The organism is Streptomyces sp. (assembly GCF_031181555.1).
GTDB lineage: Bacteria > Actinomycetota > Actinomycetes > Streptomycetales > Streptomycetaceae > Streptomyces > Streptomyces fimbriatus.
Window position 1 is genome coordinate 1 of record NZ_JAPSKQ010000015.1, and the last position, 24,780, is coordinate 24,780.

Annotated in this window: 24 protein-coding genes; 11 read left to right on the forward strand and 13 right to left on the reverse strand. The window is 68.5% G+C overall.

The features are described 5' to 3' along the window. Window positions 1–214 precede the first annotated feature (214 nt). From RIM90_RS05485 to RIM90_RS05500, 4 genes are all read right to left on the reverse strand, one after another. Entirely contained in the window at window positions 215–724 is a 510-nt protein-coding gene (locus RIM90_RS05485; RefSeq protein ID WP_309059411.1) for a hypothetical protein, read from the reverse strand. A 123-nt stretch (window positions 725–847) separates the two neighbouring features. After that, entirely contained in the window at window positions 848–2,110 is a 1,263-nt protein-coding gene (locus RIM90_RS05490) for an MFS transporter (protein WP_309059412.1), read from the reverse strand. A gap of 78 nt (window positions 2,111–2,188) precedes the next feature. Further along, the gene (locus RIM90_RS05495; protein ID WP_309059413.1) at window positions 2,189–3,271 is read right to left on the reverse strand and encodes an inositol-3-phosphate synthase; all 1,083 of its coding nucleotides are present in this window, start codon (window positions 3,269–3,271) and stop codon (window positions 2,189–2,191) included. A gap of 43 nt (window positions 3,272–3,314) precedes the next feature. Next, complete coding sequence (locus RIM90_RS05500) at window positions 3,315–3,998, reverse strand: helix-turn-helix transcriptional regulator (RefSeq protein ID WP_309059414.1); 684 nt, start codon at window positions 3,996–3,998, stop codon at window positions 3,315–3,317. 396 nt (window positions 3,999–4,394) lie between these two features. Here RIM90_RS05500 and RIM90_RS05505 point away from each other — a divergent pair, with 396 nt between their 5' ends. After that, a complete protein-coding gene (locus tag RIM90_RS05505) occupies window positions 4,395–7,079 on the forward strand; it encodes a transglycosylase domain-containing protein (protein WP_309059415.1) in 2,685 nt (894 codons plus the stop codon). A 99-nt stretch (window positions 7,080–7,178) separates the two neighbouring features. Continuing rightward, window positions 7,179–8,687, forward strand: coding sequence for a glycosyltransferase 87 family protein (locus RIM90_RS05510; protein ID WP_309059459.1), 1,509 nt, complete (start codon window positions 7,179–7,181; stop codon window positions 8,685–8,687). 127 nt (window positions 8,688–8,814) lie between these two features. On the opposite strand, the gene RIM90_RS05515 is transcribed toward RIM90_RS05510, so the two are convergent. The 3 genes from RIM90_RS05515 to RIM90_RS05525 form a co-directional block, all read right to left on the reverse strand. After that, entirely contained in the window at window positions 8,815–9,846 is a 1,032-nt protein-coding gene (locus RIM90_RS05515; protein WP_309059416.1) for an alanine racemase, read from the reverse strand. Window positions 9,847–9,929: 83 nt separating this feature from the next. Next, window positions 9,930–11,051, reverse strand: coding sequence for a peptidoglycan bridge formation glycyltransferase FemX (gene femX, locus RIM90_RS05520; protein ID WP_309059417.1), 1,122 nt, complete (start codon window positions 11,049–11,051; stop codon window positions 9,930–9,932). A gap of 166 nt (window positions 11,052–11,217) precedes the next feature. Then, complete coding sequence (locus RIM90_RS05525) at window positions 11,218–11,532, reverse strand: hypothetical protein (RefSeq protein WP_309059418.1); 315 nt, start codon at window positions 11,530–11,532, stop codon at window positions 11,218–11,220. A 318-nt stretch (window positions 11,533–11,850) separates the two neighbouring features. On the opposite strand from RIM90_RS05525, the gene rpsF reads away from it, so the two are divergent. The 4 genes from rpsF to rplI all read left to right on the forward strand — a co-directional run bounded on the left by rpsF (window position 11,851) and on the right by rplI (window position 13,538). Then, entirely contained in the window at window positions 11,851–12,141 is a 291-nt protein-coding gene (rpsF, locus tag RIM90_RS05530) for a 30S ribosomal protein S6 (RefSeq protein ID WP_004985983.1), read from the forward strand. A gap of 77 nt (window positions 12,142–12,218) precedes the next feature. After that, complete coding sequence (locus tag RIM90_RS05535; protein WP_309059419.1) at window positions 12,219–12,794, forward strand: single-stranded DNA-binding protein; 576 nt, start codon at window positions 12,219–12,221, stop codon at window positions 12,792–12,794. Window positions 12,795–12,836: 42 nt separating this feature from the next. Then, window positions 12,837–13,073 carry a 30S ribosomal protein S18 gene (gene rpsR, locus RIM90_RS05540; RefSeq protein ID WP_003949403.1) on the forward strand — a complete coding sequence of 79 codons (237 nt, stop codon included), beginning with the start codon at window positions 12,837–12,839 and terminating at the stop codon, window positions 13,071–13,073. An 18-nt stretch (window positions 13,074–13,091) separates the two neighbouring features. Beyond that, entirely contained in the window at window positions 13,092–13,538 is a 447-nt protein-coding gene (rplI, locus tag RIM90_RS05545) for a 50S ribosomal protein L9 (RefSeq protein WP_309059420.1), read from the forward strand. A 145-nt stretch (window positions 13,539–13,683) separates the two neighbouring features. On the opposite strand, the gene RIM90_RS05550 is transcribed toward rplI, so the two are convergent. Beyond that, complete coding sequence (locus tag RIM90_RS05550) at window positions 13,684–15,021, reverse strand: MATE family efflux transporter (RefSeq protein ID WP_309059421.1); 1,338 nt, start codon at window positions 15,019–15,021, stop codon at window positions 13,684–13,686. Between the two features lie 459 nt (window positions 15,022–15,480). Here RIM90_RS05550 and dnaB point away from each other — a divergent pair, with 459 nt between their 5' ends. Next, window positions 15,481–16,959 (forward strand): replicative DNA helicase, encoded by a 1,479-nt coding sequence (dnaB, locus tag RIM90_RS05555; protein ID WP_309059422.1) that lies wholly within the window; start codon window positions 15,481–15,483, stop codon window positions 16,957–16,959. A 268-nt stretch (window positions 16,960–17,227) separates the two neighbouring features. On the opposite strand, the gene RIM90_RS05560 is transcribed toward dnaB, so the two are convergent. Further along, window positions 17,228–17,794: a dihydrofolate reductase family protein gene (locus RIM90_RS05560; protein WP_309059423.1), complete on the reverse strand. Its 567-nt coding sequence runs from the start codon at window positions 17,792–17,794 to the stop codon at window positions 17,228–17,230. A gap of 427 nt (window positions 17,795–18,221) precedes the next feature. Between RIM90_RS05560 and RIM90_RS05565 the strand changes: the two genes are divergently transcribed. Further along, the gene (locus tag RIM90_RS05565; RefSeq protein ID WP_309059424.1) at window positions 18,222–19,607 is read left to right on the forward strand and encodes a serine hydrolase domain-containing protein; all 1,386 of its coding nucleotides are present in this window, start codon (window positions 18,222–18,224) and stop codon (window positions 19,605–19,607) included. 64 nt (window positions 19,608–19,671) lie between these two features. Here the strand turns inward: RIM90_RS05565 and RIM90_RS05570 are convergent, their stop codons facing one another. Then, window positions 19,672–20,124, reverse strand: coding sequence for a GNAT family N-acetyltransferase (locus RIM90_RS05570; protein WP_309059425.1), 453 nt, complete (start codon window positions 20,122–20,124; stop codon window positions 19,672–19,674). Between the two features lie 92 nt (window positions 20,125–20,216). Continuing rightward, window positions 20,217–20,681 (reverse strand): MarR family transcriptional regulator, encoded by a 465-nt coding sequence (locus tag RIM90_RS05575; RefSeq protein WP_309059426.1) that lies wholly within the window; start codon window positions 20,679–20,681, stop codon window positions 20,217–20,219. Between the two features lie 139 nt (window positions 20,682–20,820). Here RIM90_RS05575 and RIM90_RS05580 point away from each other — a divergent pair, with 139 nt between their 5' ends. Both RIM90_RS05580 and RIM90_RS05585 read left to right on the forward strand, forming a co-directional pair. Further along, window positions 20,821–22,029: an MFS transporter gene (locus RIM90_RS05580; protein WP_309059427.1), complete on the forward strand. Its 1,209-nt coding sequence runs from the start codon at window positions 20,821–20,823 to the stop codon at window positions 22,027–22,029. Window positions 22,030–22,131: 102 nt separating this feature from the next. Next, window positions 22,132–22,554 carry a heme-binding protein gene (locus RIM90_RS05585; RefSeq protein WP_309059428.1) on the forward strand — a complete coding sequence of 141 codons (423 nt, stop codon included), beginning with the start codon at window positions 22,132–22,134 and terminating at the stop codon, window positions 22,552–22,554. Between the two features lie 80 nt (window positions 22,555–22,634). Here the strand turns inward: RIM90_RS05585 and RIM90_RS05590 are convergent, their stop codons facing one another. Then, the gene (locus tag RIM90_RS05590; protein ID WP_309059429.1) at window positions 22,635–23,501 is read right to left on the reverse strand and encodes a GNAT family N-acetyltransferase; all 867 of its coding nucleotides are present in this window, start codon (window positions 23,499–23,501) and stop codon (window positions 22,635–22,637) included. Between the two features lie 156 nt (window positions 23,502–23,657). Between RIM90_RS05590 and RIM90_RS05595 the strand changes: the two genes are divergently transcribed. After that, window positions 23,658–24,287 carry a haloacid dehalogenase-like hydrolase gene (locus RIM90_RS05595; protein ID WP_309059430.1) on the forward strand — a complete coding sequence of 210 codons (630 nt, stop codon included), beginning with the start codon at window positions 23,658–23,660 and terminating at the stop codon, window positions 24,285–24,287. 10 nt (window positions 24,288–24,297) lie between these two features. Here RIM90_RS05595 and RIM90_RS05600 read toward each other — a convergent pair whose 3' ends face one another. After that, window positions 24,298–24,780 (reverse strand): NUDIX hydrolase, encoded by a 483-nt coding sequence (locus RIM90_RS05600; RefSeq protein WP_309059431.1) that lies wholly within the window; start codon window positions 24,778–24,780, stop codon window positions 24,298–24,300.

Genomic DNA, 24,780 nt, shown 5'->3' on the forward strand with positions numbered 1-24,780 from the left:
CGGCCGTCGGGCAGGCGTACAAGCACATGCTGGAGCTCCGACTGGAGAACGGCCCGATGGAGCACGATGCGGCGGTCACGGCGCTCAAGGAGTGGTGGGCCGGGCAACAGGGCTGAGGTGGTGAAGCAGGGTCATGTTTCACGTGAAACATGACCCCGCCGACATGGTGAAGGGCGGTGTTTCACGTGAAACACCGCCCTTCACCATGTGGGTCCTACTTGTGGTCCTTCAGGCAGAGCAGGAAGTCCTTGCTGTCACCGCTCTCGGTGTACACGTACTGGAAGTCCTTGGCTTCGGCCTCGCACTTGCTGGACGCCATGCTGTCGGTAAGGAACGAGCCCTCGATCTTGGCCAGCACCTTGTACTGCGCCTTGGAGGAGCTGCACTCGACGACCTCGAGGTCCGGGTTGTTGTCGTCGGTGTTTCCGCGGTGCATGCAATCGCCGACCGCAGCGGTATTGGCGTCGTCCCGGCTGGCGATGTAGCCGCCGACGGCCACACTGACGACAGCCACGGCGATGACGATGTTCTTGATCGTCTTGAAGCTGAGCTTGCGTCGCGGCTGCTCCGGAGGAACAGGAGCACCCGGCGGGGGGAACCCGGGCTGACCGGCCTGCTGCGGGAAACCACCCTGGGGCGGGTAGGGGGCCTGGCCCTGGGGCTGGCCGTAGGGCTGCTGCTGACCCTGTGCGAACGGGTTGCCCTGGGGCGGCGGAGTGGTCACTTGGGGGTCCCCCTAGAACGTGAATACGTGACGCGCATGACGCGTTGATAAGACGCACGTAAGTTACCGGCCACCACTGACAACTCTGCAGCCTCATGGGGCTCTGTGGCATTGATGTGACACTTACTGGCGTTCAAAACGGACCATAGCCACAGCTACTGCTCCGTAAGTAACGGCGATCGTTACCACCAGCGGGACCGACCGGCCGTCGGGCGGCAGCATGAGGGCGGCCACGGCGGCGGCCCCGACGAAGGCCACGTTGAACAGGACGTCGTAGACGGAGAAGATCCGGCCACGGAAGCCGTCGTCGACGGAGGACTGGACGATCGTGTCCGTGGCGATCTTCGCGCCCTGGGTGGTCAGACCCAGGACGAACGCCCCTGCCAGCAGGGGGCCTGAGGCGAAGGGCAGCCCGAGCGCGGGTTCCAGGACAGCGGCGGACCCGGCGCACACCATGATCCAGCGGCCGGGACCGAGCCACCCCGCGGCCCAGGGTGTCACGACGGCCGCGACGAAGAATCCGGCGCCGGAGACGCCCACCGCCAGCCCCAGCAGGGCGAGTCCCTCGTTCGTGGTCGAGGTCAGGGCGTACCTGCACAGCATCAGCACCATCACGAGCATGGCGCCGTAGCAGAACCGCATCAGCGACATCGCCGCGAGCGCCCAGGCGGCCTCCCTGCGCGGTGGCGCGGCGAGGTGACGCACGCCTGCCATCAGGTCGCGAGCGGTGCCGGTGAGCGCCGTGGTCAGCCGCGTGCGTACCAACGCCCGGTCGGGGCCGAGCAGTTCCTTCGCGATGCTCAGTGACGCCATGGCCGCGCACAGATACAGGGCCGCGCCCACGAGCATCACGGCCGCGTCGGAGTCGGCGATGACCAGCCGTACGAGGAAGGCCAGACCGCCGCCCGCCGTCGCGGCGAGTGTTCCGGCGGTCGGGGAGAGGGAGTTGGCGACGACCAGCCGCTCGGCGTCGACCACGCGGGGGAGCGCGGCGGACAGGCCGGCGAGGACGAAGCGGTTGACGGCGGTGACGCACAGAGCGGAGACGAAGAGGAGCCAGTCGGGGACCCGGCCGATAAGGAGGACGGCGGTCACCGAGGCCATCAGGGCACGCAGCAGGTTGCCGTACAGGAACACCTGCCGGCGCCGCCAGCGGTCCAGCAGGACTCCGGCGAAGGGGCCGACCACGGAGTACGGGAGGAGCAGTACCGCCATCGCGGAGGCGATCGCCGCGGCCGACGTCTGCCTCTCCGGCGAGAAGACCACGTGGGCGGCGAGCGCGACCTGGAAGACGCCGTCGGCGCCCTGGGACAGCAGCCGTACGGTGAGCAGGCGCCTGAAGCCCTGGAAGCGCAGCAGGACACGCAGGTCACGGACGACGGCCATGGGGCTCAGCCTCACATACGGGGAGGGTCTCCGGGACGTACGACCCGGAGACCCTCAACTGCCCACGCGGAGCGGGTCCTAGCGCTCGACCTCGCCCTTGATGAACTTCTCGACGTTCTCGCGGGCCTCGTCGTCGAAGTACTGCACCGGCGGGGACTTCATGAAGTACGACGACGCCGACAGGATCGGGCCGCCGATGCCCCGGTCCTTGGCGATCTTCGCGGCGCGCAGGGCGTCGATGATGACACCGGCGGAGTTCGGGGAGTCCCAGACCTCGAGCTTGTACTCCAGGTTCAGCGGGACGTCACCGAAGGCGCGGCCCTCGAGGCGGACGTAGGCCCACTTGCGGTCGTCCAGCCAGGCGACGTAGTCGGACGGGCCGATGTGGACGTTCTTCTCGCCGAGCTCCCGGTCGGGGATCTGGGAGGTGACCGCCTGCGTCTTGGAGATCTTCTTGGACTCCAGGCGCTCGCGCTCGAGCATGTTCTTGAAGTCCATGTTGCCGCCGACGTTCAGCTGCATCGTGCGGTCCAGGACGACACCGCGGTCCTCGAACAGCTTCGCCATGACGCGGTGCGTGATGGTGGCGCCGACCTGGGACTTGATGTCGTCACCGACGATCGGCACACCGGCCTCGGTGAACTTGTCCGCCCACTCCTTGGTGCCGGCGATGAAGACCGGGAGGGCGTTGACGAAGGCGACCTTGGCGTCGATGGCGCACTGGGCGTAGAACTTCGCCGCGTCCTCGGAGCCCACGGGCAGGTAGCAGACCAGGACGTCTACCTGCTTGTCCTTGAGGACCTGGACGACGTCGACCGGCTCCTCGGCGGACTCCTCGATGGTCTCGCGGTAGTACTTGCCGAGGCCGTCGAGGGTGTGGCCGCGCTGGACCGTCACACCGGTGCGGGGGACGTCGCAGATCTTGATGGTGTTGTTCTCCGAGGCGCCGATGGCGTCCGCGAGGTCGAGACCGACCTTCTTGGCGTCCACGTCGAAGGCGGCGACGAACTCGACGTCGCGGACGTGGTAGTCGCCGAACTGGACGTGCATCAGGCCCGGCACCTTGGACGCCGGGTCGGCGTCCTTGTAGTACTCGACTCCCTGCACCAGCGATGCGGCGCAGTTGCCCACGCCGACGATGGCTACGCGAACCGAACCCATTCCGGTTGCTCCCTGTGTGTACGAGTGAGGCCCTGAGCGGGTCTCACGTGGCGGTGTCGTCGGGCGTATCCGGCCGGGGATCGTCCCCGGGCCGGGGCAGGCCGCCCGTCGCTCCAGATGTGGTGTCCTGCTGAGCGGACCCCCCGGTGGCGGAACCCTTCAGGTCCCGTCCGGCCCGCTCGCTCTCGATGAGCTCGTTCAGCCAGCGCACTTCGCGCTCCACGGACTCCATCCCGTGGCGCTGGAGCTCAAGCGTGTAGTCGTCGAGGCGCTCCCGGGTGCGGGCCAGGGAGGCGCGCATCTTCTCGAGGCGCTCCTCCAGCCGACTGCGGCGGCCCTCGAGGACGCGCATGCGCACATCCCGAGAGGTCTGCCCGAAGAAGGCGAACCGCGCGGCGAAGGTCTCGTCCTCGTACGCGTCCGGTCCCGTCTGCGAGAGCAGCTGCTCGAAGTGCTCCTTACCTTCCGCCGTCAGCCGGTAGACGATCTTGGCGCGGCGCCCGGAGAGCGGGGCGGCGAGGGCGTCCTCGGCGGTGTTGCCCGGTTCCTCGATCAACCAGCCGTTGGCGAGCAGCGTCTTGAGGCAGGGGTAGAGCGTCCCGTAGCTGAACGCACGGAACACACCCAGTGACGTATTGAGTCGTTTGCGCAGCTCATAGCCGTGCATCGGAGATTCGCGGAGCAGGCCGAGTACGGCGAACTCGAGGATCCCGGAACGCCGGCTCATCGTCGCCTCCCCTCTGCCGCGGTCCTGCCGTGACGGGCTCGTGTCCGGCTCGTCGCCGTCCTTATGTCGAGCTGATGTATCGACTCGATACATCACGACGATAGAACGGCCTTCCGGATGCGACAAGAGGGGGTGGGGTGAACGGGATCACATCACCGGTTCGTGGGGAGCAAGTTGCCTGATTTGAGGTGAACTTCTGTGCTCGGAGGGTTTTGGCGGTGCGTAGTCTGTGCGCCATGCACACCACCGGGAACCGAGTGACGCCTGGGGGCGTCCCTGTCCCCGGTGCAGTACGGGTGAATGCGGGAAGTACCGCATCCGTACTTCGGGGGGACCGGAAACCAGCCGCCGTTTCCAGGCGCGCAAGGGTGCGCCTGCCCGAGGAGTAGTCGTTCGATGAGCGAGCACCGTCGCAAACCGCCGCAGCCGCAGGGAGGCGGACGTGCCGCGGCCCGACGCGGCCAGTCCGGCTCGTCCTCCGGCCGCCGCGCGGCACCGCGAGGCGCCACCGGGTCTCCGTCCGATCCCTATGGGGCGGGCGCCCACGGCTCGGGGGGTGAGAACCGTACGTACGGCGGCCGCGCCGAGGCACGACGCGCGGCTCAGAGAGGCGGTGGCCGCCGTGCCGGTTCCGCCGGGCCCGGCCGCGGCAGGGGCCGCGCGGCACCTCCCGGCAAGAAGCGGATCATCGACTACCCCCGCCACGACAGGGACGGCTGGCGTCGCTGGATGCCGTCCTGGAAGCTCGTCTCCGGGTTGTGCATCGCCTTCTTCGGCAGCATGGTGGCCGTCGCGGGGATCGGGTACGCGATGGTGGAGGTACCCAACGTCGCCTTGACGGCCACGGCGCAGAACAACGTCTACTACTGGTCCGACGGCTCACAGATGGTCGCCACGGGCGGTGAGCGCAACCGCCAGATCGTCAACCTCTCGCAGATTCCCAAGGAGATGCAGAACGCCGTCATCGCCCAGGAGAACAAGACGTTCCGCAGCGACAGCGGCATCGACCCGAAGGGCATCGCCCGGGCCGTGTTCAACATGGCCCGTGGTGGCGAAACACAGGGTGGCTCCACGATCACCCAGCAGTACGTCAAGAACGCGATGCTGGACGACCAGTCGCAGACGCTCTCCCGGAAGTTCAAGGAGATCTTCGTCTCGATCAAGGTGGGCGCCACCGTTGACAAGGACGACATCCTCGCGGGCTATCTGAACTCGGCGTACTACGGCCGTGGGGCCTACGGGATCCAGGCCGCCGCCCGCGCGTACTTCAACAAGGACGCCATCGACCTGAACCCGGGCGAGTGCGCCTTCCTGGCGGCGGTGCTCAAGGGCGCCACCTACTACGACCCGGCCGGCGCGCGGTCCATCGATCCGGTCGGTGCCACTCCCGAGAAGAACCGGGAGCGTGTCCTGAAGCAGATGCAGGACACGCTGGACAAGATGGTCGAGTACGACTACCTGAGCGCCGAGGACCGGGCCAAGCACACCAAGCTGCCCAAGTGGCAGAACCCCCGGTCGAACACGGCGCTGAGCGGCCAGATCGGTTACCTCGTCGACCTGGCCAAGGCGTACATCGTCAACAACAGCGAAGAGACCGGCATCACGGCCAACGATCTGGAGAAGGGCGGCTACTCGATCTACACGACCTTCGACAAGAAGAAGGTCCAGGAGCTCGAGAAGTCGGTCAAGAAGGTCTACAAGGAGAACATCAAGCCCGAGGAGCGCCCGGACACGGACACCCACGTCCAGTTCGGTGGGGCCTCGGTGAATCCCGCGACCGGCGCGATCGAGGCCATCTACGGCGGTGTCGATGCGACCAAGCACTTCACCAACAACGCCGACGCGACCGGTGCCCAGGTCGGTTCGACGTTCAAGCCGTTCGTCCTGGCGGCGGCCATGACGTGGGGTGTCCGGAACCCGGATCTGGGTCCGGTGCAGGGGCATGACGTGCGCACCATCGTCTCTCCGAAGAGCCTCTACAACGGCAAGAACAAGCTCAAGATCAAGGAATACGACGGCACCATCTGGCAGAACGAGAAGGGTGAGCAGTGGGAGCAGGTCAATGACGGCGACGTGTCGTACGGCACGCCGCCCGATTACAAGATCGACCTCCGTGAGGCGATGCGTGAGTCGGTGAACTCCTCCTTCGTGCAGCTCGGCATGGATGTCGGTCTGGACAAGGTGAAGGAAGCAGCGATCCACGCGGGTGTCCTGGAAGGCAGCCTCGCCGGTACCAGCTATCCGTCGTTCTCCATCGGTACCTCCAACCCCAGCGCGATCCGTATGGCGGGCGCGTATGCCACGTTCGCGGCGAGCGGCAAGCAGCGCGAGCCCTTCTCGGTGAAGAAGGTGTCGAGCAAGGACGGCACGATCTTCACCCACAAGATCCAGACCGAGCAGGCGTTCACCTCTGAGGTCGCCGACAACGTCACGGACGTCCTGAAGACCGTCGTCGAGGACGGAACCGGTACCAACGCCCAGATCCCCGGCCGCGAGGTGGCCGGAAAGACCGGTACGACGGACGGCAACAAGTCCGCCTGGTTCGTCGGGTACACCCCGCAGCTGTCGACCGCGATCAGCATGTTCCGGTACCCCGACGACGAGAGCATCAAGAACCGCCAGTTCCTGGAGATGTTCGGAACGGGCGGCCAGAAGAAGATCCACGGCGCCTCGTTCCCGTCCGAGATCTGGGCGGACTACATGGATGACGCGCTCAAGGGGCTGCCGGCGAAGAAGTTCCCGACTCCCCAGCCCATCGGGGAGATCGTCAACGACACTCCGACGCAGAGCCCCAGTCCCACCCCCACCGAAACCGAGGAGACGACTCCGTCGGCGACTCCGACACCCACGGAGACCGAGACCACTCCGGCGCCCACGGAGACCGCCACGTGCAGGCCGTTCGACTTCAACTGCGAAGACGGTGAGGACGACACGGGCGGCAGCGGTCCCGGGGGCACGGACACCGGCGGGACGGACGGCGGGGTGACTTCCTCGCCGACGGCCACGGAAAGCGGCGACCCGGGGACCAGCAGAGGAAACGGCAACGGAGGCGACGGTCTCTTCGGAGGCCCGGCCGGTTAGTCGGTCTATCGACCGACTTGGGTGTTTCACGTGAAACACGGGCCGCCGTACCCCTCGGGTACGGCGGCCCTCGGCGTATTCCGAGCCATGTACGGCAGGATGTGCGGCATGCCCAGTGGAGAATCGACGCAAGCGAGCGTCCACGAGCCCGAGCCGGTGCGGCCGACCGAGGAGGACCAGGTCGCCGCTGCCGGCAGCGAGCTGATCGGTGGCCCGCTCGGGCGGCGTGCCCTGACCGGGAGATCCTGGTGGACCCCGGTCCGGGTCATCGCGCTCGTGGCGATCGGGATGTTCGCCCTCGGCCTGGTGCAGAAAGCGCCCTGCTACAACGGAGCCTGGTTCTTCGGCGCCAGCTCCCAGTACACGCACGCCTGCTACTCGGACATCCCGCACCTCTACCAGGGGCGCGGCTTCGCCGACGGGCTGGTGCCGTACTTCGACAAGCTCCCCGGGGACATGCAGTACCTCGAGTACCCGGTGCTGACCGGCGTGTTCATGGAGGTCGCCGCCTGGCTCACGCCCGGCAGCGGCAGCATTCAGGACCAGGCGAAGTGGTACTGGATGGTCAACGCCGGGATGCTCATGGTGTGCGCGGCCGTCATCGCCGTCTGTGTGACCCGTACGCACACCCGGCGACCCTGGGACGCCCTGCTGCTGGCGCTGGCGCCCGCCTTCGCGCTGACCGCGACCATCAACTGGGACCTGCTGGCCGTCGCTCTGACGGCCGCGGCGATGCTGATGTGGTCGCGGGGGCGTTCTCTCGCCTTCGGTGTCCTCCTCGGGCTCGCCACGGCCGCCAAGCTCTACCCCCTGCTGCTCCTCGGCCCGTTGCTGGTGCTGTGCTGGCGCGCGGGCCGCTGGCGGGAGTACGGAAGGGCTCTCGGGGGTGCGGCCGTCGCCTGGGCCGTCGTCAACGTGCCCGTGATGCTCTTCGCCTTCGACGGCTGGTCGAAGTTCTACACGTTCAGCCAGGAGCGGGGCGTCGACTTCGGTTCCTTCTGGCTGATCATGGCCCAGAACTCGAGCGATCCGCTCAGCACCGACACCGTCAACACGTTCGCCATGCTCCTGATGCTGCTCTGCTGCGCGGGCGTCGCGGCGCTCGCGCTCACGGCTCCGCGCCGGCCGCGCTTCGCCCAGCTCGCCTTCCTGGTCGTCGCGGCGTTCATCCTGACCAACAAGGTCTACTCGCCGCAGTACGTCCTGTGGCTGGTGCCGCTGGCGGCCCTCGCCCGGCCGAAGTGGCGGGACTTCCTCGTCTGGCAGGCCTGCGAGGTGGCGTACTTCCTGGGCATCTGGATGTACCTCGCGTACACGACCAGCGGGGACGCCCAGAAGGGGCTGCCCACCGACGGCTACCACTGGGCCATCGGTCTGCACCTGCTGGGGACGCTGTACCTGTGCGCCATGGTCGTGCGCGACATCCTGATGCCGGAGCGGGACCCGGTACGGCGGTCGGGTGAGGACGATCCCTCGGGCGGGGTGCTCGACGGAGCCGAGGACGTGTTCGTGCTCGGGCCCGCAGCCCGTCCCGCGCGGCACACGGCCCACTTCGAGGGGCCGCAGGTCGAGTGGGGGACGCCCCGGGCCACAGGCGGTTCGCTCTGAGCGAACGAGCCGGCACGCGCCACCGTCAAGGCGAGCGAAAGGCCGTACACGGACCAACCGTGTACGGCCTTTCGCTGTCCCCGTGAGGGCGGATCCTCAGCTGTTCCAGAGCTGCTCCGGGCGCCGCTCAGCGGTCGACGAGGCGGTCGAACTGCGTGGTGGTGTGACGGAGATGGGCCACGAGTTCATCGCCGACCTTCGGCTCCGGTGCGTCCGCCGGCACGAACAGGATCGACACCTGCATGTGCGGCGGCTCGGCGAACCAGCGCTGCTTGCCGCCCCAGACGAACGGGGAAAGGTTCCGGTTCACGGTGGCGAGACCGGCGCGGGCGACACCCTTGGCGCGCGGCATGACGCCGTGCAGGGCCTTGGGAGCCTCCAGACCCACCCCGTGCGACGTACCGCCCGCCACGACCACCAGGAAGCCGTCGGAGGCGGCCTTCTGCTGCCGGTAGCCGAACCGCTCCCCCTTGGCGACGCGTGTGACGTCCAGGACCGCGCCGCGGTACTCGGTGGCCTCGTGGTCCCCCAGCCACAGCCGCGTGCCGATCCGGGCGCGGAAGCGGGTCTGCGGGAACTGCTGCTGCAGCCGGGCGAGTTCGTCGGCCTTGAGGTGGCTCACGAACATCGTGTGCAGCGGCAGGCGGGCCGCCCGCAGGCGGTCCATCCAGCCGATGACCTCCTCGACGGCGTCCGAGCCGTCGGTGCGGTCCAGCGGCAGGTGGATGGCGAAGCCCTCCAGCCGGACGTTCTCTATGGCGGCGTGCAGCTGGGGCAGGTCCTGCTCGCTGATGCCGTGCCGCTTCATCGAGGACATCACCTCGATGACCACCCGGGCTCCGACCAGTCCGTACACGCCGTCGACCGACGACACCGAACGGATGACCCGGTCGGGCAGCGGTACGGGCTCCTCACCGCGCCGGTACGGCGTCAGCACCAGCAGGTCACCGCCGAACCAGTCCTTGATCCGGGCGGCCTCGTACGTCGTGCCGACGGCGAGGACGTCCGAGCCCAGCCGTGTGGCCTCCTCGGCCAGCCGCTCGTGGCCGAAGCCGTAGCCGTTGCCCTTGCAGACCGGGACGAGCCCCGGGAACTGCTCCTGCACGTGCTTGTGATGCGCCCGCCAGCGCGCGGTGTCGACGTAGAGCGTGAGCGCCATGGCCGGACCTGGAACCTTTCTCGTGGCTGCGGTGTATCAGAGGTATGGGAGTTGTGGGAGCCGTCGGAGCGACGAAGCAGAGGTCAGCGGCGCGACATGTAGATGTCGAGCGCCTTGTGGAGCAGTTTGTTCAGCGGGAAGTCCCACTCGCCGAGGTACTCGGCGGCCTGGCCGCCCGTGCCGACCTTGAACTGGATCAGACCGAAGAGGTGGTCGGTCTCGTCCAGCGAGTCCGAGATGCCGCGCAGGTCGTAGACGGTGGCGCCGAGCGCGTAGGCGTCGCGCAGCATCCGCCACTGCATCGCGTTCGAGGGCCGGACCTCACGGCCGATGTTGTCGGAGGCGCCGTAGGAGTACCAGACGTGTCCGCCGACGATCAGCATCGTCGCCGCGGACAGGTTCACGCCGTTGTGCCGGGCGAAGTACAGCCGCATGCGGTTGGGGTCCTCGGTGTTGAGGGCCGTCCACATGCGCTGGAAGTACGACAGCGGGCGGGGCCGGAAGTGGTCGCGCACGGCGGTGATCTCGTACAGCCGCTGCCACTCGGGCAGGTCGTTGTAACCGCCCTGGACGACCTCGACGCCGGCCTTCTCGGCCTTCTTGATGTTGCGGCGCCACAGCTGGTTGAAGTTCTTGTGGACCTCTTCCAGGGAGCGGTTCGCCAGCGGCACCTGGTAGACGTAGCGGGGCTGGACGTCGCCGAAGCCGGCGCCGCCGTCCTCGCCCTGCTGCCAGCCCATGCGGCGCAGCTTGTCGGCGACCTCGAAGGCGCGGGGCTCGATGAAGTCGGCCTCCAGGTCGCGCAGACGCTTCACGTCCGGGTCCTGGATGCCCTTCTTGATGGTCGAGGCCTCCCAACGCCGGATGATCACCGGCGGACCCATCTTCACCGAGAACGCGCCCTGCTGCTTCAGGTGCGCGAGCATCGGCTCGATCCACTCCTGGAGATTCGGCGCGAACCAGTTGATGACCGGGCCCTCGGGCAGATAGGCGAGGTAGCGCTTGATCTTGGGCAGCTGCCGGTAGAGGACGAGTCCGGCGCCGACCAGTTCACCGGTCCGGTCGTCGAACCAGCCGAGGTTCTCCGAGCGCCATTCCGCCTTGACGTCCGCCCAGGCCGGGACCTGCATGTGACTCGCCGACGGCAGGCTCTGGATGTACGCCAGATGCTGCTCTCGACTGATGGTCCTCAGGGTCAGGCTCATTCGGGGCGCTCCTCGGGCTGGTGTGTCCCCATGGGTTCAGGGGCTCCGGCTCTCGCGCGAAGCCTACTGCGCCCGGGAAGCGCCCCGGTTGGGCGCACGGGACCTTCGCCCCGGCCTGTCGCCGGCCGGGGCGTTCGACGGTGTTCGGAAGGGGTGGTGCCTGACGTCAGTCGACGAGCCCGCCGAAGAGGCCACCGTGTGCCATGCCCAGGAAGAACCCGATCGCCGCGGCACCGAGGCCCAGGATGAGGCCGAAGCGCTCACGCGTCGTCACCGAGATCCACTGACCGTACGCGCCGATGAGGATTCCCACCAGGCCGGTCCAGGAGCTGAGCAGGTGCAGATGGTGGAACATCGCCGAGATGAAGGACGTGATCCCCAGCACCAGGGTCGCCGCGAGCAGGGCGTCCTGGAGCGGATGGGGCTTGCCGTCCGTGGCGAAAAGGCCTCCGGCGGTGTTGGGTCGCATTACCTGTGCCATGGGGGCACCTCCTGCGAAAGGCGGCGCATCGTAGCGCCATACACACCCGATGTGTACAGATTGACGGGGACCCCGGCCGGATTTCAACCGGAAGCAGCTGTGCGGGTACTCTGTACCGTCCGCACCGGTGTCCGTCCGGACAGAACCAGGCGAGGGTCAGGCAGGACCACGGTCCGTCCCGGCCGGCCTGGGAGACCGCCGCCCGACCTCGATTGTCAGTGGCGGCTGTTTTACTGACAGACATCGTTGCGCAACGCATCACGACCCTCCTGCCACGGAACGACCGTGGCCGCTGAGTCCAAAGGAGGTGGGTTCCACATGCGTCACTACGAGGTGATGGTCATCCTCGACCCCGATCTCGAGGAGCGCGCTGTCTCCCCGCTGATCGAGAACTTCCTCTCTGTCGTCCGTGACGGCGGCGGAAAGGTCGAGAAGGTCGACACCTGGGGCCGTCGTCGTCTCTCGTACGAGATCAAGAAGAAGCCCGAGGGCATCTACTCGGTCATCGACCTGCAGGCCGAGCCTGCGGTCGTCAAGGAGCTCGACCGCCAGATGAACCTGAACGAGTCGGTCCTCCGGACCAAGGTCCTCCGTCCCGAGACCCACTGAGCCTTCCGCTCAGCCGATCTCGGGTTCCGAGTAGCAGCACAAAGCAGCCAGCAGCAAACCCGCCGAGAGGTTCCCCCATGGCAGGCGAGACCGTCATCACGGTCGTCGGCAACCTTGTCGATGACCCCGAGCTGCGCTTCACCCCGTCCGGTGCGGCCGTCGCGAAGTTCCGTGTCGCGTCGACTCCCCGCACCTTCGACCGTCAGACGAACGAGTGGAAGGACGGCGAGAGCCTGTTCCTGACCTGCTCGGTCTGGCGCCAGGCGGCCGAGAACGTCGCCGAGTCGCTCCAGCGAGGCATGCGCGTCATCGTGCAGGGCCGGCTGAAGCAGCGGTCCTACGAGGACCGTGAGGGCGTCAAGCGCACGGTCTACGAGCTGGACGTCGAGGAGGTCGGCGCCAGCCTGCGCAACGCCACGGCCAAGGTCACCAAGACCACCGGCCGCGGTGGCCAGGGTGGATACGGCGGCGGTGGCGGCCAGCAGGGCGGCGGCTGGGGCGGCGGCCCCGGCGGCGGCCAGCAGGGCGGCGGCGCTCCCGCCGACGACCCCTGGGCGACCGGCGCTCCCGCCGGTGGCCAGCAGGGCGGTGGCGGCGGCTGGGGCGGCGGCTCCGGCGGCGGTGGCGGCTACTCGGACGAGCCCCCCTTCTAGGCGGGCCGTACCCACACTTCTTGATCACACAGGAGAAACATCATGGCGAAGCCGCCTGTGCGCAAGCCGAAGAAGAAGGTCTGCGCATTCTGCAAGGACAAGGTCACGTACGTGGACTACAAGGACACGAACATGCTGCGGAAGTTCATTTCCGACCGCGGCAAGATCCGTGCCCGCCGCGTGACCGGCAACTGCACGCAGCACCAGCGTGACGTCGCCACGGCCGTCAAGAACAGCCGTGAGATGGCGCTGCTGCCCTACACGTCCACCGCGCGATAAGGGAAGGGTGACCGACTCATGAAGATCATCCTCACCCACGAGGTCTCCGGCCTCGGCGCCGCGGGCGACGTCGTCGACGTCAAGGACGGCTACGCTCGCAACTACCTGATCCCGCGGAAGTTCGCGATCCGCTGGACCAAGGGCGGCGAGAAGGACGTCGAGCAGATCCGTCGCGCTCGCAAGATCCACGAGATCCAGACCATCGAGCAGGCCAACCAGGTGAAGGCCCAGCTCGAGGGCGTCAAGGTCCGCCTGGCCGTCCGCTCCGGCGACGCCGGTCGTCTCTTCGGTTCCGTCACCCCGGCCGACATCGCCTCCGCGATCAAGGACGCCGGTGGCCCCGAGGTCGACAAGCGCCGCATCGAGCTGGGCGCGCCGATCAAGACGCTGGGCGCTCACGAGACGTCCGTGCGTCTGCACCCCGAGGTTGCCGCCAAGGTCAACATCGAGGTCGTCGCGGCCTGAGTGTCGCGCTCGCCCAGGCAGTGAACACGGGGGCCGCACCTTTCGGGGTGCGGCCCCCGTTGTCGTGCCCGGCCATGAAGGGGGGACGGGCCGGCCGACGAGCGGCGCATGCCGTGGGTGAAACACGGTGTTTCACGGGAAACGGTCAGCGCGTCGCGCCCGTGACGAGCCAGTGGCCCGAGCGGCTGCGAAGCCACAGGGTCAGCATCCGCACGGACATCATGAGCGTCATGGTGGCCCACAGCGCGGTGAGCCCGCCCCCGAGTGTGGGGACCAGCAGGGCGGCCGGCGTGAAGACCGCCAGGGTCAGCAGCATCGCCTTTGCCAGATACGGTCCGTCGCCCGCGCCCATCAGGACTCCGTCCAGGACGAAGACGATGCCGCAGATCGGCTGGGACAGCGCCACGAGCACCAGAGCGGGCAAGGCCGCGTCCTTGACGGCGGAGTCGCTGGTGAACAGGGGCAGGAAGGCCGGCCGGGCGAGCACCACCAGCACGCCGAGCACGACCCCGACCGCGATGCCCCACTCCACCATGCGTCGGCATGCCTCACGGGCGCCCTGGGTGTCGCCGGCTCCCAGACAACGACCGATGATGGCCTGACCGGCGATGGCGATGGCATCCAGCGCGAAGGCGAGAAGGCTCCACAAGGAGAGGATGATCTGGTGGGCCGCGATGTCGGAGTCACCGAGGCGGGCGGCGACGGCTGTCGCGATCATCAGGATGGCCCTGAGTGAGAGGGTGCGCACCAGCAGAGGAACGCCGGCCTGGGCCGATGCCCTGATTCCGGCGGAGTCCGGGCGCAGGGAGGCACCGTGCTTGCGCGCCCCGCGCAGCACCACGGCCAGGTAGACCGCGGCCATGCCGCACTGGGCGATGACGGTGCCCCAGGCCGAGCCCGCGATGCCGAGGCCGGCGCCGTAGACCAGCCCCACGTTGAGCACGGCGTTCGTGAGGAAACCGGCGATGGCGACGTAGAGCGGCGTCCGGGTGTCCTGCAGTCCGCGCAGGACACCGGTCGCGGCGAGGACGACGAGCATGGCCGGTATGCCGAGCGCGGAGATGCGCAGATACGTGGTCGCGTAGGGCGCCGCTGTGTCCGAGGCGCCGAAGAGGTCGACAAGGCCAGGTGCCGTGGGCAGGACGACGGCGATGACGGCGGCACCGAGCAGCAGGGCCAGCCAGATCCCGTCCATGCCCTGGCGGATGGCTGCCTGGAGGTCGCCCGCCCCGACGCGTCGGGCGACGGCGGCAGTCGTGGCGTAGGCCAGGAAGACGAACACGCTGACGGCGGTCGTCAGCAGGGCCGAGGCGACGCCGAGACCGGCGAGCTGTGCCGTGCCGAGATGGCCGACGATGGCGCTGTCGGCCATGACGAAGAGCGGCTCGGCGACGAGGGCGCCGAAGGCCGGTACGGCCAGCATGACGATCTCTCTGTCGTGCTGCCGTCGACCGGCTCGGGGACGCGCGGGGGCCTGTGTCATGTGCACCAATCTAATCGTCCACAGGTAAGAGATACAAAGCCTCTGGGACCCTTACTTAGAAGCTCGGGGTGTGGACTTGTGCACACCGCTCGAAGTGATCTTGATCCGACTGGGGAAGTTTTTCTTCTGCACAGGCGGTGGACGGTAAAAGTGCAGGTCAGATCCGTGCTGCTGGATGTCCTGCGGGCTTGTTCACAGGGCTGTCCACCGGGTCGTGCACAGGTTTCGCGGAGTTCTCCACAGCATTGGGGCGGTCGTCCACATGGCCTGTGGATAACCAGATTGGCTGACGCTGTCGACGGGCCTACGGTGGTCCGGCGCTCGCTCCGTCCGCAGGTTTCACAAACGCCACAAAACTGGCGCTCGGCAACCGGAGCTGGGCCTCTTATCTGTCAGTGCCGTGCCGTAGAACAGAGAGGCACGGCGAGGTCCGCTCGGCGGACGGGAGGAGGTGGCTCGGTGAGCATTTCCGAGCCCTTGGACGATCCGTGGGCCGACAGCGGTCCCAGTGATCGTCTGCCCGCCTCCCGCCGCCGCGACGACGGTGGCCGTGGCCGCGACGAGCAGCACGACCGCGGTCGGGACAACGGCGTGTGGGACGGCGGAGGCTCCGCGTTCGAACGGGTGCCGCCGCAGGACATCGAGGCCGAGCAGTCCGTCCTGGGCGGCATGCTGCTGTCCAAGGACGCCATCGCCGACGTCGTCGAGATCCTCAAGGGCCACGACTTCTACAAGCCGGCCCACGAGACCATCTACACGGCCATCCTCGACGTCTACGCCAAGGGCGAGCCGGCCGACCCCATCACGATCGCCTCGGAGCTGACCAAGCGCGGCGAGATCAACAAGGTCGGCGGGGCCTCCTATCTGCACACCCTCGTCCAGACGGTGCCCACGGCGGCCAACGCGGCGTACTACGCGGAGATCGTGCACGAGCGCGCCGTGCTGCGCCGCCTGGTCGAGGCCGGTACGCGCATCACGCAGATGGGATACGCGGCCGACGACGACGTCGACGAGATCGTCAATCGGGCCCAGGCCGAGATCTACGCGGTCACCGAGCAGCGCACCAGTGAGGACTACCTGCCGCTCGGCGACATCATGGAGGGCGCGCTCGACGAGATCGAGGCGATCGGATCGCGCAGCGGTGAGATGACCGGTGTGCCGACCGGGTTCACCGACTTCGACTCGCTGACCAACGGCCTGCACCCGGGACAGATGATCGTCATCGCCGCGCGTCCCGCGATGGGCAAGTCGACGCTCGCGCTGGACTTCGCGCGGGCCGCGTCGATCAAGCACAACCTGCCGAGCGTCATCTTCTCGCTCGAGATGGGGCGCAACGAGATCGCGATGCGCCTGCTGTCCGCCGAGGCCAGGGTCGCCCTGCACCACATGCGGTCCGGCACGATGACCGACGAGGACTGGACGCGTCTGGCCCGCCGGATGCCGGACGTCTCCGCGGCGCCGCTCTACATCGACGACTCCCCGAACCTGTCGATGATGGAGATCCGTGCCAAGTGCCGCCGTCTGAAGCAGCGCAACGACCTGAAGCTGGTCGTCATCGACTACCTCCAGCTGATGCAGTCCGGCGGCTCCAAGCGCGCCGAGAGCCGTCAGCAGGAGGTCTCGGACATGTCCCGTAACCTCAAGCTGCTCGCCAAGGAGCTGGAGATCCCGGTCATCGCGCTCTCCCAGCTCAACCGTGGCCCCGAGCAGCGCACCGACAAGAAGCCGATGGTCTCCGACCTGCGTGAGTCGGGTTCCATCGAGCAGGACGCCGACATGGTCATCCTGCTGCACCGCGAGGACGCCTACGAGAAGGAGTCCCCGCGCGCGGGTGAGGCCGACCTCATCGTGGCCAAGCACCGAAACGGTCCGACCGCGACGATCACGGTCGCCTTCCAGGGCCACTACTCGCGCTTCGTGGACATGGCGCAGACCTGACCGGTGCCCCTGCAGGGTCTCAGATTTCGTGGCCAAATCTCACGAGCGATGGCCAGGCGACGGCATATCTGGCACGAATCTGAGACTGGCAGGTCAAACCGCCTACTCGTAGGGGCGATTGGGCTCTGATGCTGGTGCCCTGGTAGAAGCCCGATGGCACCGTGGGCCCACGGGGCATCGCTCGTGGGCTTGGGGATGTGCGGTGGGGGAGATCACCGCGACGGTGAGAGGAAACCCCCATCCAAGCCGTGAGACAGCGGGAAGCTGCTCAGCGCCTCGTCTCGTACCTGGTCAGGACCACGCCGCCGGGAAACGTCCGCGTCTCCACCAGGTTCAGGTTCATCCAGCTGTCCAGCGCGGTGAAGAACGGCGTGCCGCCGCCCACCAGGACCGGATGGGCGGCGATCACGTACTCGTCGATCAGCCCGGCGCGCATGGCCGCCCCGGCGAGCGTTGCGCCGCCGATGTTCATCGGGCCGCCGTCCTCGGCCTTGAGCCGGGTGATCTCGGCGATCGCGTCGCCGGTGACCAGGCGGGTGTTCCAGTCGACCTGGTCGATCGTCGAGGAGAACACCACCTTCGGCGTGTCCCGCCAGTTCCGCGCGAACTCGATCTCCGCCGGGGTGGCGTTGGGCTGCTGGTCGCCGGTCGGCCAGTAGGAGCTCATCGTCTCCCATAGCTTGCGCCCGTACAGCGACAGGCCACTCGCCTGCTCGTGGTCGAGCCACCACTGGAACAGCTCGTGGCTCGGCGGTCCGCTCCAGCCGATGTCGTCGCCGGCCGCGGCGATGTAGCCGTCCAGGGTCAGGTTCATGCCGTAGATCAGTTTCCGCATGGCCCAGCCTTCCGTCCGTGGGTGTCCGGCGTATGGACCAGCGCGGCGCGGGAAACGCATCGGTGCGCGATCGGGGCTCGCCGGTAGTCCTCGTGCTCGAGGCTCAGCGTGGTGTACCCGGCCGACTCGGGCAAGCCGCCTGATCTCGACCTCGCCCTCGCGAGGAAATGCCACGGATTTGAGACTGATCATGGGTGACAAGGCCGTGAGACAGCCAAGACGGCCCAGGTCACGCAAGATCGACATGTCACGAGCGGCGAGACCCTGCAGCCACTCGGCACCGTCCCGGTCTGCAGGCGAATCCGTATCCCCGGGGGGAGGGCGCCGGGGACCGCGTCGCTGCCGGAGGGCAGGTACAGGTCCGGCCGCACAGCCGGCCGTGCGCGGGAAACGCCAGGGGAGCCGGCGTTCCTGATGAACTGAGGGAATGACGACACCTCAGGAAGAACTGCTGCCAGGGACGCGTCGCGCGCTGCTGCACCGGATCGCTGTCGCCCAGGCGGAAGGACGTGCGCCGTCGCTCGTCGCGACCGTGGTGCGGGGCGGGGAGAGCGTGTGGACGGGGGCACGGACATCGGTGGAGGGGCACGCCCCGGACGGGAACGTCCAGTACCGGATCGGCTCGATCACCAAGACCTTCACCGCTGTTCTGGTTCTCCGGCTCCGTGACGAGGGGGTGCTCGACCTCGGCGACCCCGTGGAGAAGTACCTGCCGGGCACGGGCGTGGGTGAGGCGACCCTCGCCGAACTGCTCGCGCACAGCGGTGGGCTGGCCGCCGAGACGCCCGGCCCCTGGTGGGAGCGGACGCCCGGCGCCCTGCGGCCCGACCTCGCCGACGTGCTGGGCGAGCGGCCCCTCGTGCACCCCGTGGGCCGGCGGTTCCACTACTCGAACCCCGGATACGCGTTGCTCGGCGCGCTGGTCGAGGAGTTGCGCGGCGCACCGTGGGAGGAGGTGCTTCGGCACGAAGTGCTCGAACCCCTGGGCCTGCGTCGCACGAGCATGCGCCCCGAGGCGCCGCACGCGGAGGGCTGGGCGGTGCATCCGTGGGCCGACGTGATGCTGCCCGAGCCCGTGGAGGATCTCGGGCGGATGGCGTCCGCCGGACAACTGTGGTCCACCACCGATGACTTGGCGCGCTTCGCGGCCTTTCTGGTCAACGGTGACGAACGGGTGCTGAGTGCCGAGTCGTTGCGGGAGATGAGGACACCGGCGGCGCCGGCCGAGACCGCGGACGTGGCGAGCGGCTACGCGTACTGCCTGGGCATGGAGATCCGTCACCACGAAGGGCGGACTCTCGTCGGGCACACCGGGTCACTGCCGGGCTTTCTCGCCTGCCTGGTGATCAGCGTGGCGGACGACGTCGCCGCGGTGGTCCTGGCCAACTGCACCTCGGGGCCATCGCCGTTCACGGTCGCCGCAGATCTCGTCCGGATCGTAGCGGAGGCGGAACCGCGCATCCCCGCTCCCTGGCGGCCGCTGAAGGAGGCCGAACCGGCGGTACTGGAGCTGGTGGGGCAGTGGTACTGGGGGACCCAGGCCTTCGCGCTGCGGTGGTCGGCCGACGGTGTTGTCTCGCTGGAGCCGTTGTCCGGCATCGGCCGGCGTTCGCGCTTCCGCTCGAACGGAGACGGTACCTGGACGGGGCTGGAGGGCTACTACGCCGGAGAGCTCCTGAAGCCCGTACGGCGGCCGGACGGATCGGTGAGCCACCTCGACCTCGGGTCGTTCGTGTTCACGCGTCAGCCGTATGACGAAGGAGCCTCTGTTCCGGGCGGAGTGGATCCGGACGGGTGGCGGGGGATCGGATAGACCTCGGTCCCCGGGGCCTGCGAGGGGCCCTGTTTCACGTGAAACAGGGCCTTTGGCGCATCTGTCACAGGTGAAGCTTGAAGCCCACGTGTGAGGCCGTGAAACCGAGTCGCTCATAGAAGCGGTGGGCATCGGTGCGGGTGTTGTCGGAGGTCAGCTGGACCAAGTGACAACCGTGGTGACGGGAGGTGTCGATCGCCCACTCGATGAGCCGGGTCCCCAGGCCGCTGCCGCGCTCGTCGGCGTGGACGCGGACCCCCTCGATGATCGACCTGGTGGCACCGCGGCGGGACAGCCCGGGAACGATCGTGAGCTGGAGCGTGCCGACGACACGGCCTCCGCGGACGGCAACGACCAGGTTCTGGTTCGGATCCGCGCTGAGTCGCTCCAGCGCGGCCAGGTACGGACCGAGGTCGTCCGGCGACTCGCGCTGCGCGCCCAACGGGTCGTCCGCGAGCATGCCGACGATCGCGGGGACGTCGGCGGCCACCGCTGCGCGTATCTCAAGATCTCCCATGCCGGGCACCCTATGCAGGCACGGCCGGGACGGGCGACCTCGATTCCGGCGCGGCCGCCAGGTCCCGTCCGGCATGGTCCGCCGGGCAGGACCTAGGCCGGTACCGATGCCTTCAGCGTTTCCACCGCCCGCACCAACGGTGCCAGTTCGGGGTTCTTCGCCGCCTCGTCGAGGGCCTCGCGCAGGGCGGTGTCATTGGTCGGCCGTGCCTCCTCCAGGAGCTTGAGGCCGGTCTCCGTCACGTTGGTGTAGATGCCGCGCCGGTCGGTGGGGCACAGATAGCGCTCCAGCAGGCCGCGGTCCTCGAGCCGCGTGACCAGTCGGGTGGTGGCGCTCTGGCTGAGCACGACCGCGTCGGCGACCTGCTTCATCTGCAGATGGCCCCCGTCGCCGTCGTGCTGCCGGCTCAGCACGTCGAGCAGGGAGTACTCCCGCACGCTCAGATCGTGCCGGGCCTGGAGGGCGCGCTCGATGTGGGCCTCGATCCTTCCGTGCAGCAGGGAGAGGGCGCACCAGCCCTGGGCGAGGGCGGTGAGCGCGGGGTCCGTGGCTGTCATGGGCGTTTCCTCCGTCCAGGAGCTGCTGACACCAGAGTAGAGCAAGGCCGCAATATACGGCGCTTGCAAGTAGCCCGCGTATGCAACTATTGTGAGGACAGCTAAAGCGCTCCTGCAATCACCTGGAAGGTCAACCCCCATGCCTCTCGCGCTTCTGGCCCTCGCGATCGGGGCCTTCGGGATCGGAACGACGGAGTTCGTGATCATGGGCTTGCTGCCCGAGGTCGCGGGTGACTTCGGTGTCTCCATCCCCACAGCCGGATACCTGGTGACCGGCTACGCACTGGGCGTCGTGTTCGGCGCGCCGCTGATGACCGTGCTCGGCACCAAGGTCTCCCGCAAGCGCATGCTGATGCTGCTCATGGGCCTGTTCATCGCCGGGAACCTGCTCTCGGCGCTGGCCCCGGTCTTCGGTGTCATGCTGATCGGGCGGGTGGTCGCCTCACTGGCCCACGGTGCCTTCTTCGGCATCGGCTCGGTGGTCGCGGCCGATCTGGTCGCTCCGGACAAGAAGGCCGGAGCCATCGCCATGATGTTCACCGGGCTGACCGTCGCCAACGTCGTCGGCGTCCCGCTGGGCACGCTCGTCGGCCAGTCCATCGGCTGGCGCGTCACCTTCGGCATCGTCGCCGCCCTCGGCCTCGTCGGCCTGGCCGGCATCGCCCGGCTCGTGCCCGACATGCCCAAGCCCGAGGGAGTGCGGCTGCGCCACGAGCTGGCCGCCTTCAAGAACGTCCAGGTCCTGCTCGCCATGGCGATGACCGTCCTCGGTTTCGGCGGCGTCTTCGCGGCCATCACCTACATCGCGCCGATGATGACCCATGTCGCCGGCTTCGCCGACGGCTCCGTCACCTGGCTGCTGGTCCTCTTCGGCCTCGGCATGGTCGGCGGCAACCTCATCGGCGGCAGGTACGCCGACCGTGCCCTGATGCCGATGCTGTACGTGTCGCTGGGCGCCCTTGCCGTCGTCCTCGCGCTCTTCACCCTGACCGCGCACAACAAGATCGTCGCGGCTGTCACCATCACCCTGATCGGCGCCCTGGGCTTCGCCACGGTCCCGCCGCTGCAGAAGCGCGTCCTCGATCAGGCGCACGGTGCCCCCACCCTGGCCTCGGCCGTGAACATCGGCGCCTTCAACCTCGGCAACGCGCTGTCCGCCTGGCTCGGCGGTCTCGTGATCGCCGCGGGTCTCGGTTACACCGCACCCAACTGGGTCGGCGCCGTCCTCGCCGCCGGTGCCCTGGTGCTGGCCTTCGTCTCGGCCGCCCTCGAACGCCGCGACAAGGGCACCGGCACCGTGCTCGCCGGCCCGGTCCCCGCCGAGCAGCGGACCACCGTCTCCCACTGACCCGCGGGGCCGTCCGGTGCGGGGCCAGAGCCGTCCCCGCATCCGCCCGCTCCCCCTCCACCGAACAACCGGCATCACCCGTACGTCGAGGAGCACCTCTTCATGAGCACCACCACCGCCGTTGCCCCGCTCACCATCGCGGACGCCGAAGCCCTCATCACCGCCGCACACCAGGCCGCAGAGGCCGCCGGTGTCACGGTCAGCGTCACCGTCCTCGACGCCGGCGGGCATCCGCTCGCGTTCCGGAGGGACGACCGCGCCGTGCTGATCTCCGGCGAGACCAGCACCCGCAAGGCGTACACCGCTCTCCAGCTGAACGCGCCCACCGCCGACCTCGTGGAGGCCGTGCAGCCCGGAGGCCTCTTCCACACCCTGCCCACGGCACTCGACCGGCCGTTGCTGTTCATCGCCGGGGGCGTGCCCGTCCGACGCGACGGCCGGCTGATCGGCGCGATCGGCGTCGGTGGCGGAGCTCCGGAGCAGGACCACGCCTTTGCCACGGCCGCCGTGGAGGGCCTCGCCTGACGCCGGGCCCCCTCGGCACGACGACGCCGGTTCCCGAGCCTGCCGGTCGGGAGCCGGCGCCGTCGTATCGGTGGACGGTGTCAGCCCGCCGCGACCGTCACCGGGGCGAACCGGCGGCGCCAGTCCCCGGGCAGCTCCGTGATCCCGTACGTCATGACGGCGTTGAACGCGACGGACGCCAGTCCGTGCTCCTTCGCCCAGCCCAGCAGCTCTTCGTGCCGCACGTCGATGTCGGTACGCAGCGGCCGGTCCGTGTGGGCGGCGAGGGAAGCGAGGAGCGCCTGAGCCGTCGGGGTGTCACGGGCGATCAGCGGGCCGACGACATGGGTGTCCATGTTGGGCCAGGCGGCCGCGTATCCGATGAGCCGCCCGTTCTCCTCGGCGACCCGCAACTGGTCGGCGAAGGCAGGCAGACGGGCGACGATGTGGGTGCGGTCGGCCCCGAACACCTCCTCGTCCAGTCGGAGGATCGCGGGGAGGTCCTCGGCGGTCGCGGCACGGGTGACGGCCTTGTGCTGTGCGCCCGCGGGGACGAAGTGACCTCGCAGCATCTCCGCCCGGCCGGTGACCTTGAAGCCCAGTTCCTCGTAAAGAGGCCGACCGCAGGGAGTCGCGTGCAGGGTGAGCGGCGTGGTGCCCATCGACGAGACGACGTGGCGCATCAGCCGGCGCCCCACGCCCTGGCGAGCATGCCGCTCGGCGACCAGAACCATGCCGATGGCTCCCAGGGCGGGACGCTCCTGCGGCCCGTACTCGGTGACGACGCAGGCGGTCACCAGACCACCGTCGGGGTCGTCGATGCCGTACCCCTTTCCGGCCGAGAGGAGGAGCCCCCACTTGTGCTCCTCCCGCGGCCACCCCCGGTCCTCGGACAAGTCGGCGCAGGCGGTGAGATCGCGGAGCGTCAGACGGCGGACGGGCAGAGAGGCAAGGGAAGGTGTCGGCACGCAGGTCAGGCTGTCCGACCGGGGGTGCCGGCGTCCACCTGTTTCCGGAGGCTCGACCCGCTTTCGGCCATGCTGCGGCCGACGGCAGAGCATGTGATCAAGCTCGGGGCTCGCACACGGGTTGTTTCACGTGAAACCCGGTTAATCTCGTGGCCCATGGCGAGGCTCCATCTCTTCGATCTCGACGGCACCTTGCTGCACGGCAGTTCCGCGCCCGTGGAAATATCGCGGCAGCTGGGACTGGAGGCCGAGACGGTGGCCCTCGACCGGGCGATCTCGGCGGGACTCATCGGACCGCCGGAGTACGCGACACAGGTGCACGCGCTCTGGGCGAGCCTCACCGAGGCGCACGTGGCAGCGGCGTTCGACGCAGCCCCGTGGCTGACCCGGATCCGCGAGGTCTGGGCAGAGCTCACGCGGAACGGTGACTACTGCGCCGTGGTGTCGCTGTCCCCCTCCTTCTTCGTGGAACGGCTCATCGACTGGGGTGCGCACGCGGCGTACGGGTCACGTTTTCCCGCCGTACCGTTCACGGAGCCGGTGGACCCGACAGGTGTGCTCAACGCGGTGGCCAAGGTCCGGATCGCCGATCGGCTGTGTGCGGAGTTCGGGGTGACACGCGCGGACTGCGTCGCCTACGGGGACTCGATGTCGGACAAGGACCTGTTCGGAGCGGTGCCGGTCTCCGTCGCGGTCAACGCGGACCGGCATCTGACGGGTCTCGCGACCCATTCCTACACGGGGAGGGACCTCTGGGAAGCCTACGAGCTGGTGCGCGTCGCGTGACGATCGGGCATCAGCCGAGGTCGGGGGCGTGCATCGCGCGCACGCCCTCGATGTTGCCGTCCAGGTAGTGCCGAAGCGAGAGCGGTACGAGATGGACCGAGGCGATGCCGACGCGGGTGAACGGCACGCGGACGATCTCGTACTCACCGGTGGGCTCGTCGACCTCCGGGCCGTGCCGCAGGGACGGGTCCATGGATTCCAGGCGGCATACGAAGAAGTGCTGCACCTTCACACCGGTGGCGCCGCCGTCCTCGTCGATGTGCTCCACGGTGTCGACGAAGCAGGGCACCACATCGGTGATCTTGGCGCCGAGCTCCTCGTACACCTCTCGGTGCAGGGCGTCGACGACGGTCGGATCCTCCGGCTCGACTCCGCCGCCGGGGGTGACCCAGTAGGGGTCCATGCCGGGCTTGGTGCGCTTGATCAGGACCAGGTCGTCGCCGTCCAGCAGAACGGCACGGGCGGTGCGCTTGACCACGGGTCGGACGGTCAT

What these genes read in the sequence shown, in the direction of transcription:
- RIM90_RS05600 (WP_309059431.1), bottom strand. Translation starts at nt 24,780, where the DNA reads ATGACCGTCCGACCCGTGGTCAAGCGCACCGCCCGTGCCGTTCTGCTG.
- rplI (WP_309059420.1), top strand. Translation starts at nt 13,092, where the DNA reads ATGAAGATCATCCTCACCCACGAGGTCTCCGGCCTCGGCGCCGCGGGC.
- femX (WP_309059417.1), bottom strand. Translation starts at nt 11,051, where the DNA reads ATGAGCCTGACCCTGAGGACCATCAGTCGAGAGCAGCATCTGGCGTAC.
- RIM90_RS05510 (WP_309059459.1), top strand. Translation starts at nt 7,179, where the DNA reads ATGTGCGGCATGCCCAGTGGAGAATCGACGCAAGCGAGCGTCCACGAG.
- RIM90_RS05535 (WP_309059419.1), top strand. Translation starts at nt 12,219, where the DNA reads ATGGCAGGCGAGACCGTCATCACGGTCGTCGGCAACCTTGTCGATGAC.
- RIM90_RS05500 (WP_309059414.1), bottom strand. Translation starts at nt 3,998, where the DNA reads ATGAGCCGGCGTTCCGGGATCCTCGAGTTCGCCGTACTCGGCCTGCTC.
- RIM90_RS05575 (WP_309059426.1), bottom strand. Translation starts at nt 20,681, where the DNA reads ATGACAGCCACGGACCCCGCGCTCACCGCCCTCGCCCAGGGCTGGTGC.
- RIM90_RS05495 (WP_309059413.1), bottom strand. Translation starts at nt 3,271, where the DNA reads ATGGGTTCGGTTCGCGTAGCCATCGTCGGCGTGGGCAACTGCGCCGCA.
- RIM90_RS05525 (WP_309059418.1), bottom strand. Translation starts at nt 11,532, where the DNA reads ATGGCACAGGTAATGCGACCCAACACCGCCGGAGGCCTTTTCGCCACG.
- RIM90_RS05565 (WP_309059424.1), top strand. Translation starts at nt 18,222, where the DNA reads ATGACGACACCTCAGGAAGAACTGCTGCCAGGGACGCGTCGCGCGCTG.
- RIM90_RS05505 (WP_309059415.1), top strand. Translation starts at nt 4,395, where the DNA reads ATGAGCGAGCACCGTCGCAAACCGCCGCAGCCGCAGGGAGGCGGACGT.
- RIM90_RS05560 (WP_309059423.1), bottom strand. Translation starts at nt 17,794, where the DNA reads ATGCGGAAACTGATCTACGGCATGAACCTGACCCTGGACGGCTACATC.
- rpsR (WP_003949403.1), top strand. Translation starts at nt 12,837, where the DNA reads ATGGCGAAGCCGCCTGTGCGCAAGCCGAAGAAGAAGGTCTGCGCATTC.
- RIM90_RS05570 (WP_309059425.1), bottom strand. Translation starts at nt 20,124, where the DNA reads ATGGGAGATCTTGAGATACGCGCAGCGGTGGCCGCCGACGTCCCCGCG.
- RIM90_RS05550 (WP_309059421.1), bottom strand. Translation starts at nt 15,021, where the DNA reads ATGACACAGGCCCCCGCGCGTCCCCGAGCCGGTCGACGGCAGCACGAC.
- RIM90_RS05585 (WP_309059428.1), top strand. Translation starts at nt 22,132, where the DNA reads ATGAGCACCACCACCGCCGTTGCCCCGCTCACCATCGCGGACGCCGAA.
- rpsF (WP_004985983.1), top strand. Translation starts at nt 11,851, where the DNA reads ATGCGTCACTACGAGGTGATGGTCATCCTCGACCCCGATCTCGAGGAG.
- RIM90_RS05515 (WP_309059416.1), bottom strand. Translation starts at nt 9,846, where the DNA reads ATGGCGCTCACGCTCTACGTCGACACCGCGCGCTGGCGGGCGCATCAC.
- RIM90_RS05595 (WP_309059430.1), top strand. Translation starts at nt 23,658, where the DNA reads ATGGCGAGGCTCCATCTCTTCGATCTCGACGGCACCTTGCTGCACGGC.
- RIM90_RS05580 (WP_309059427.1), top strand. Translation starts at nt 20,821, where the DNA reads ATGCCTCTCGCGCTTCTGGCCCTCGCGATCGGGGCCTTCGGGATCGGA.
- RIM90_RS05490 (WP_309059412.1), bottom strand. Translation starts at nt 2,110, where the DNA reads ATGGCCGTCGTCCGTGACCTGCGTGTCCTGCTGCGCTTCCAGGGCTTC.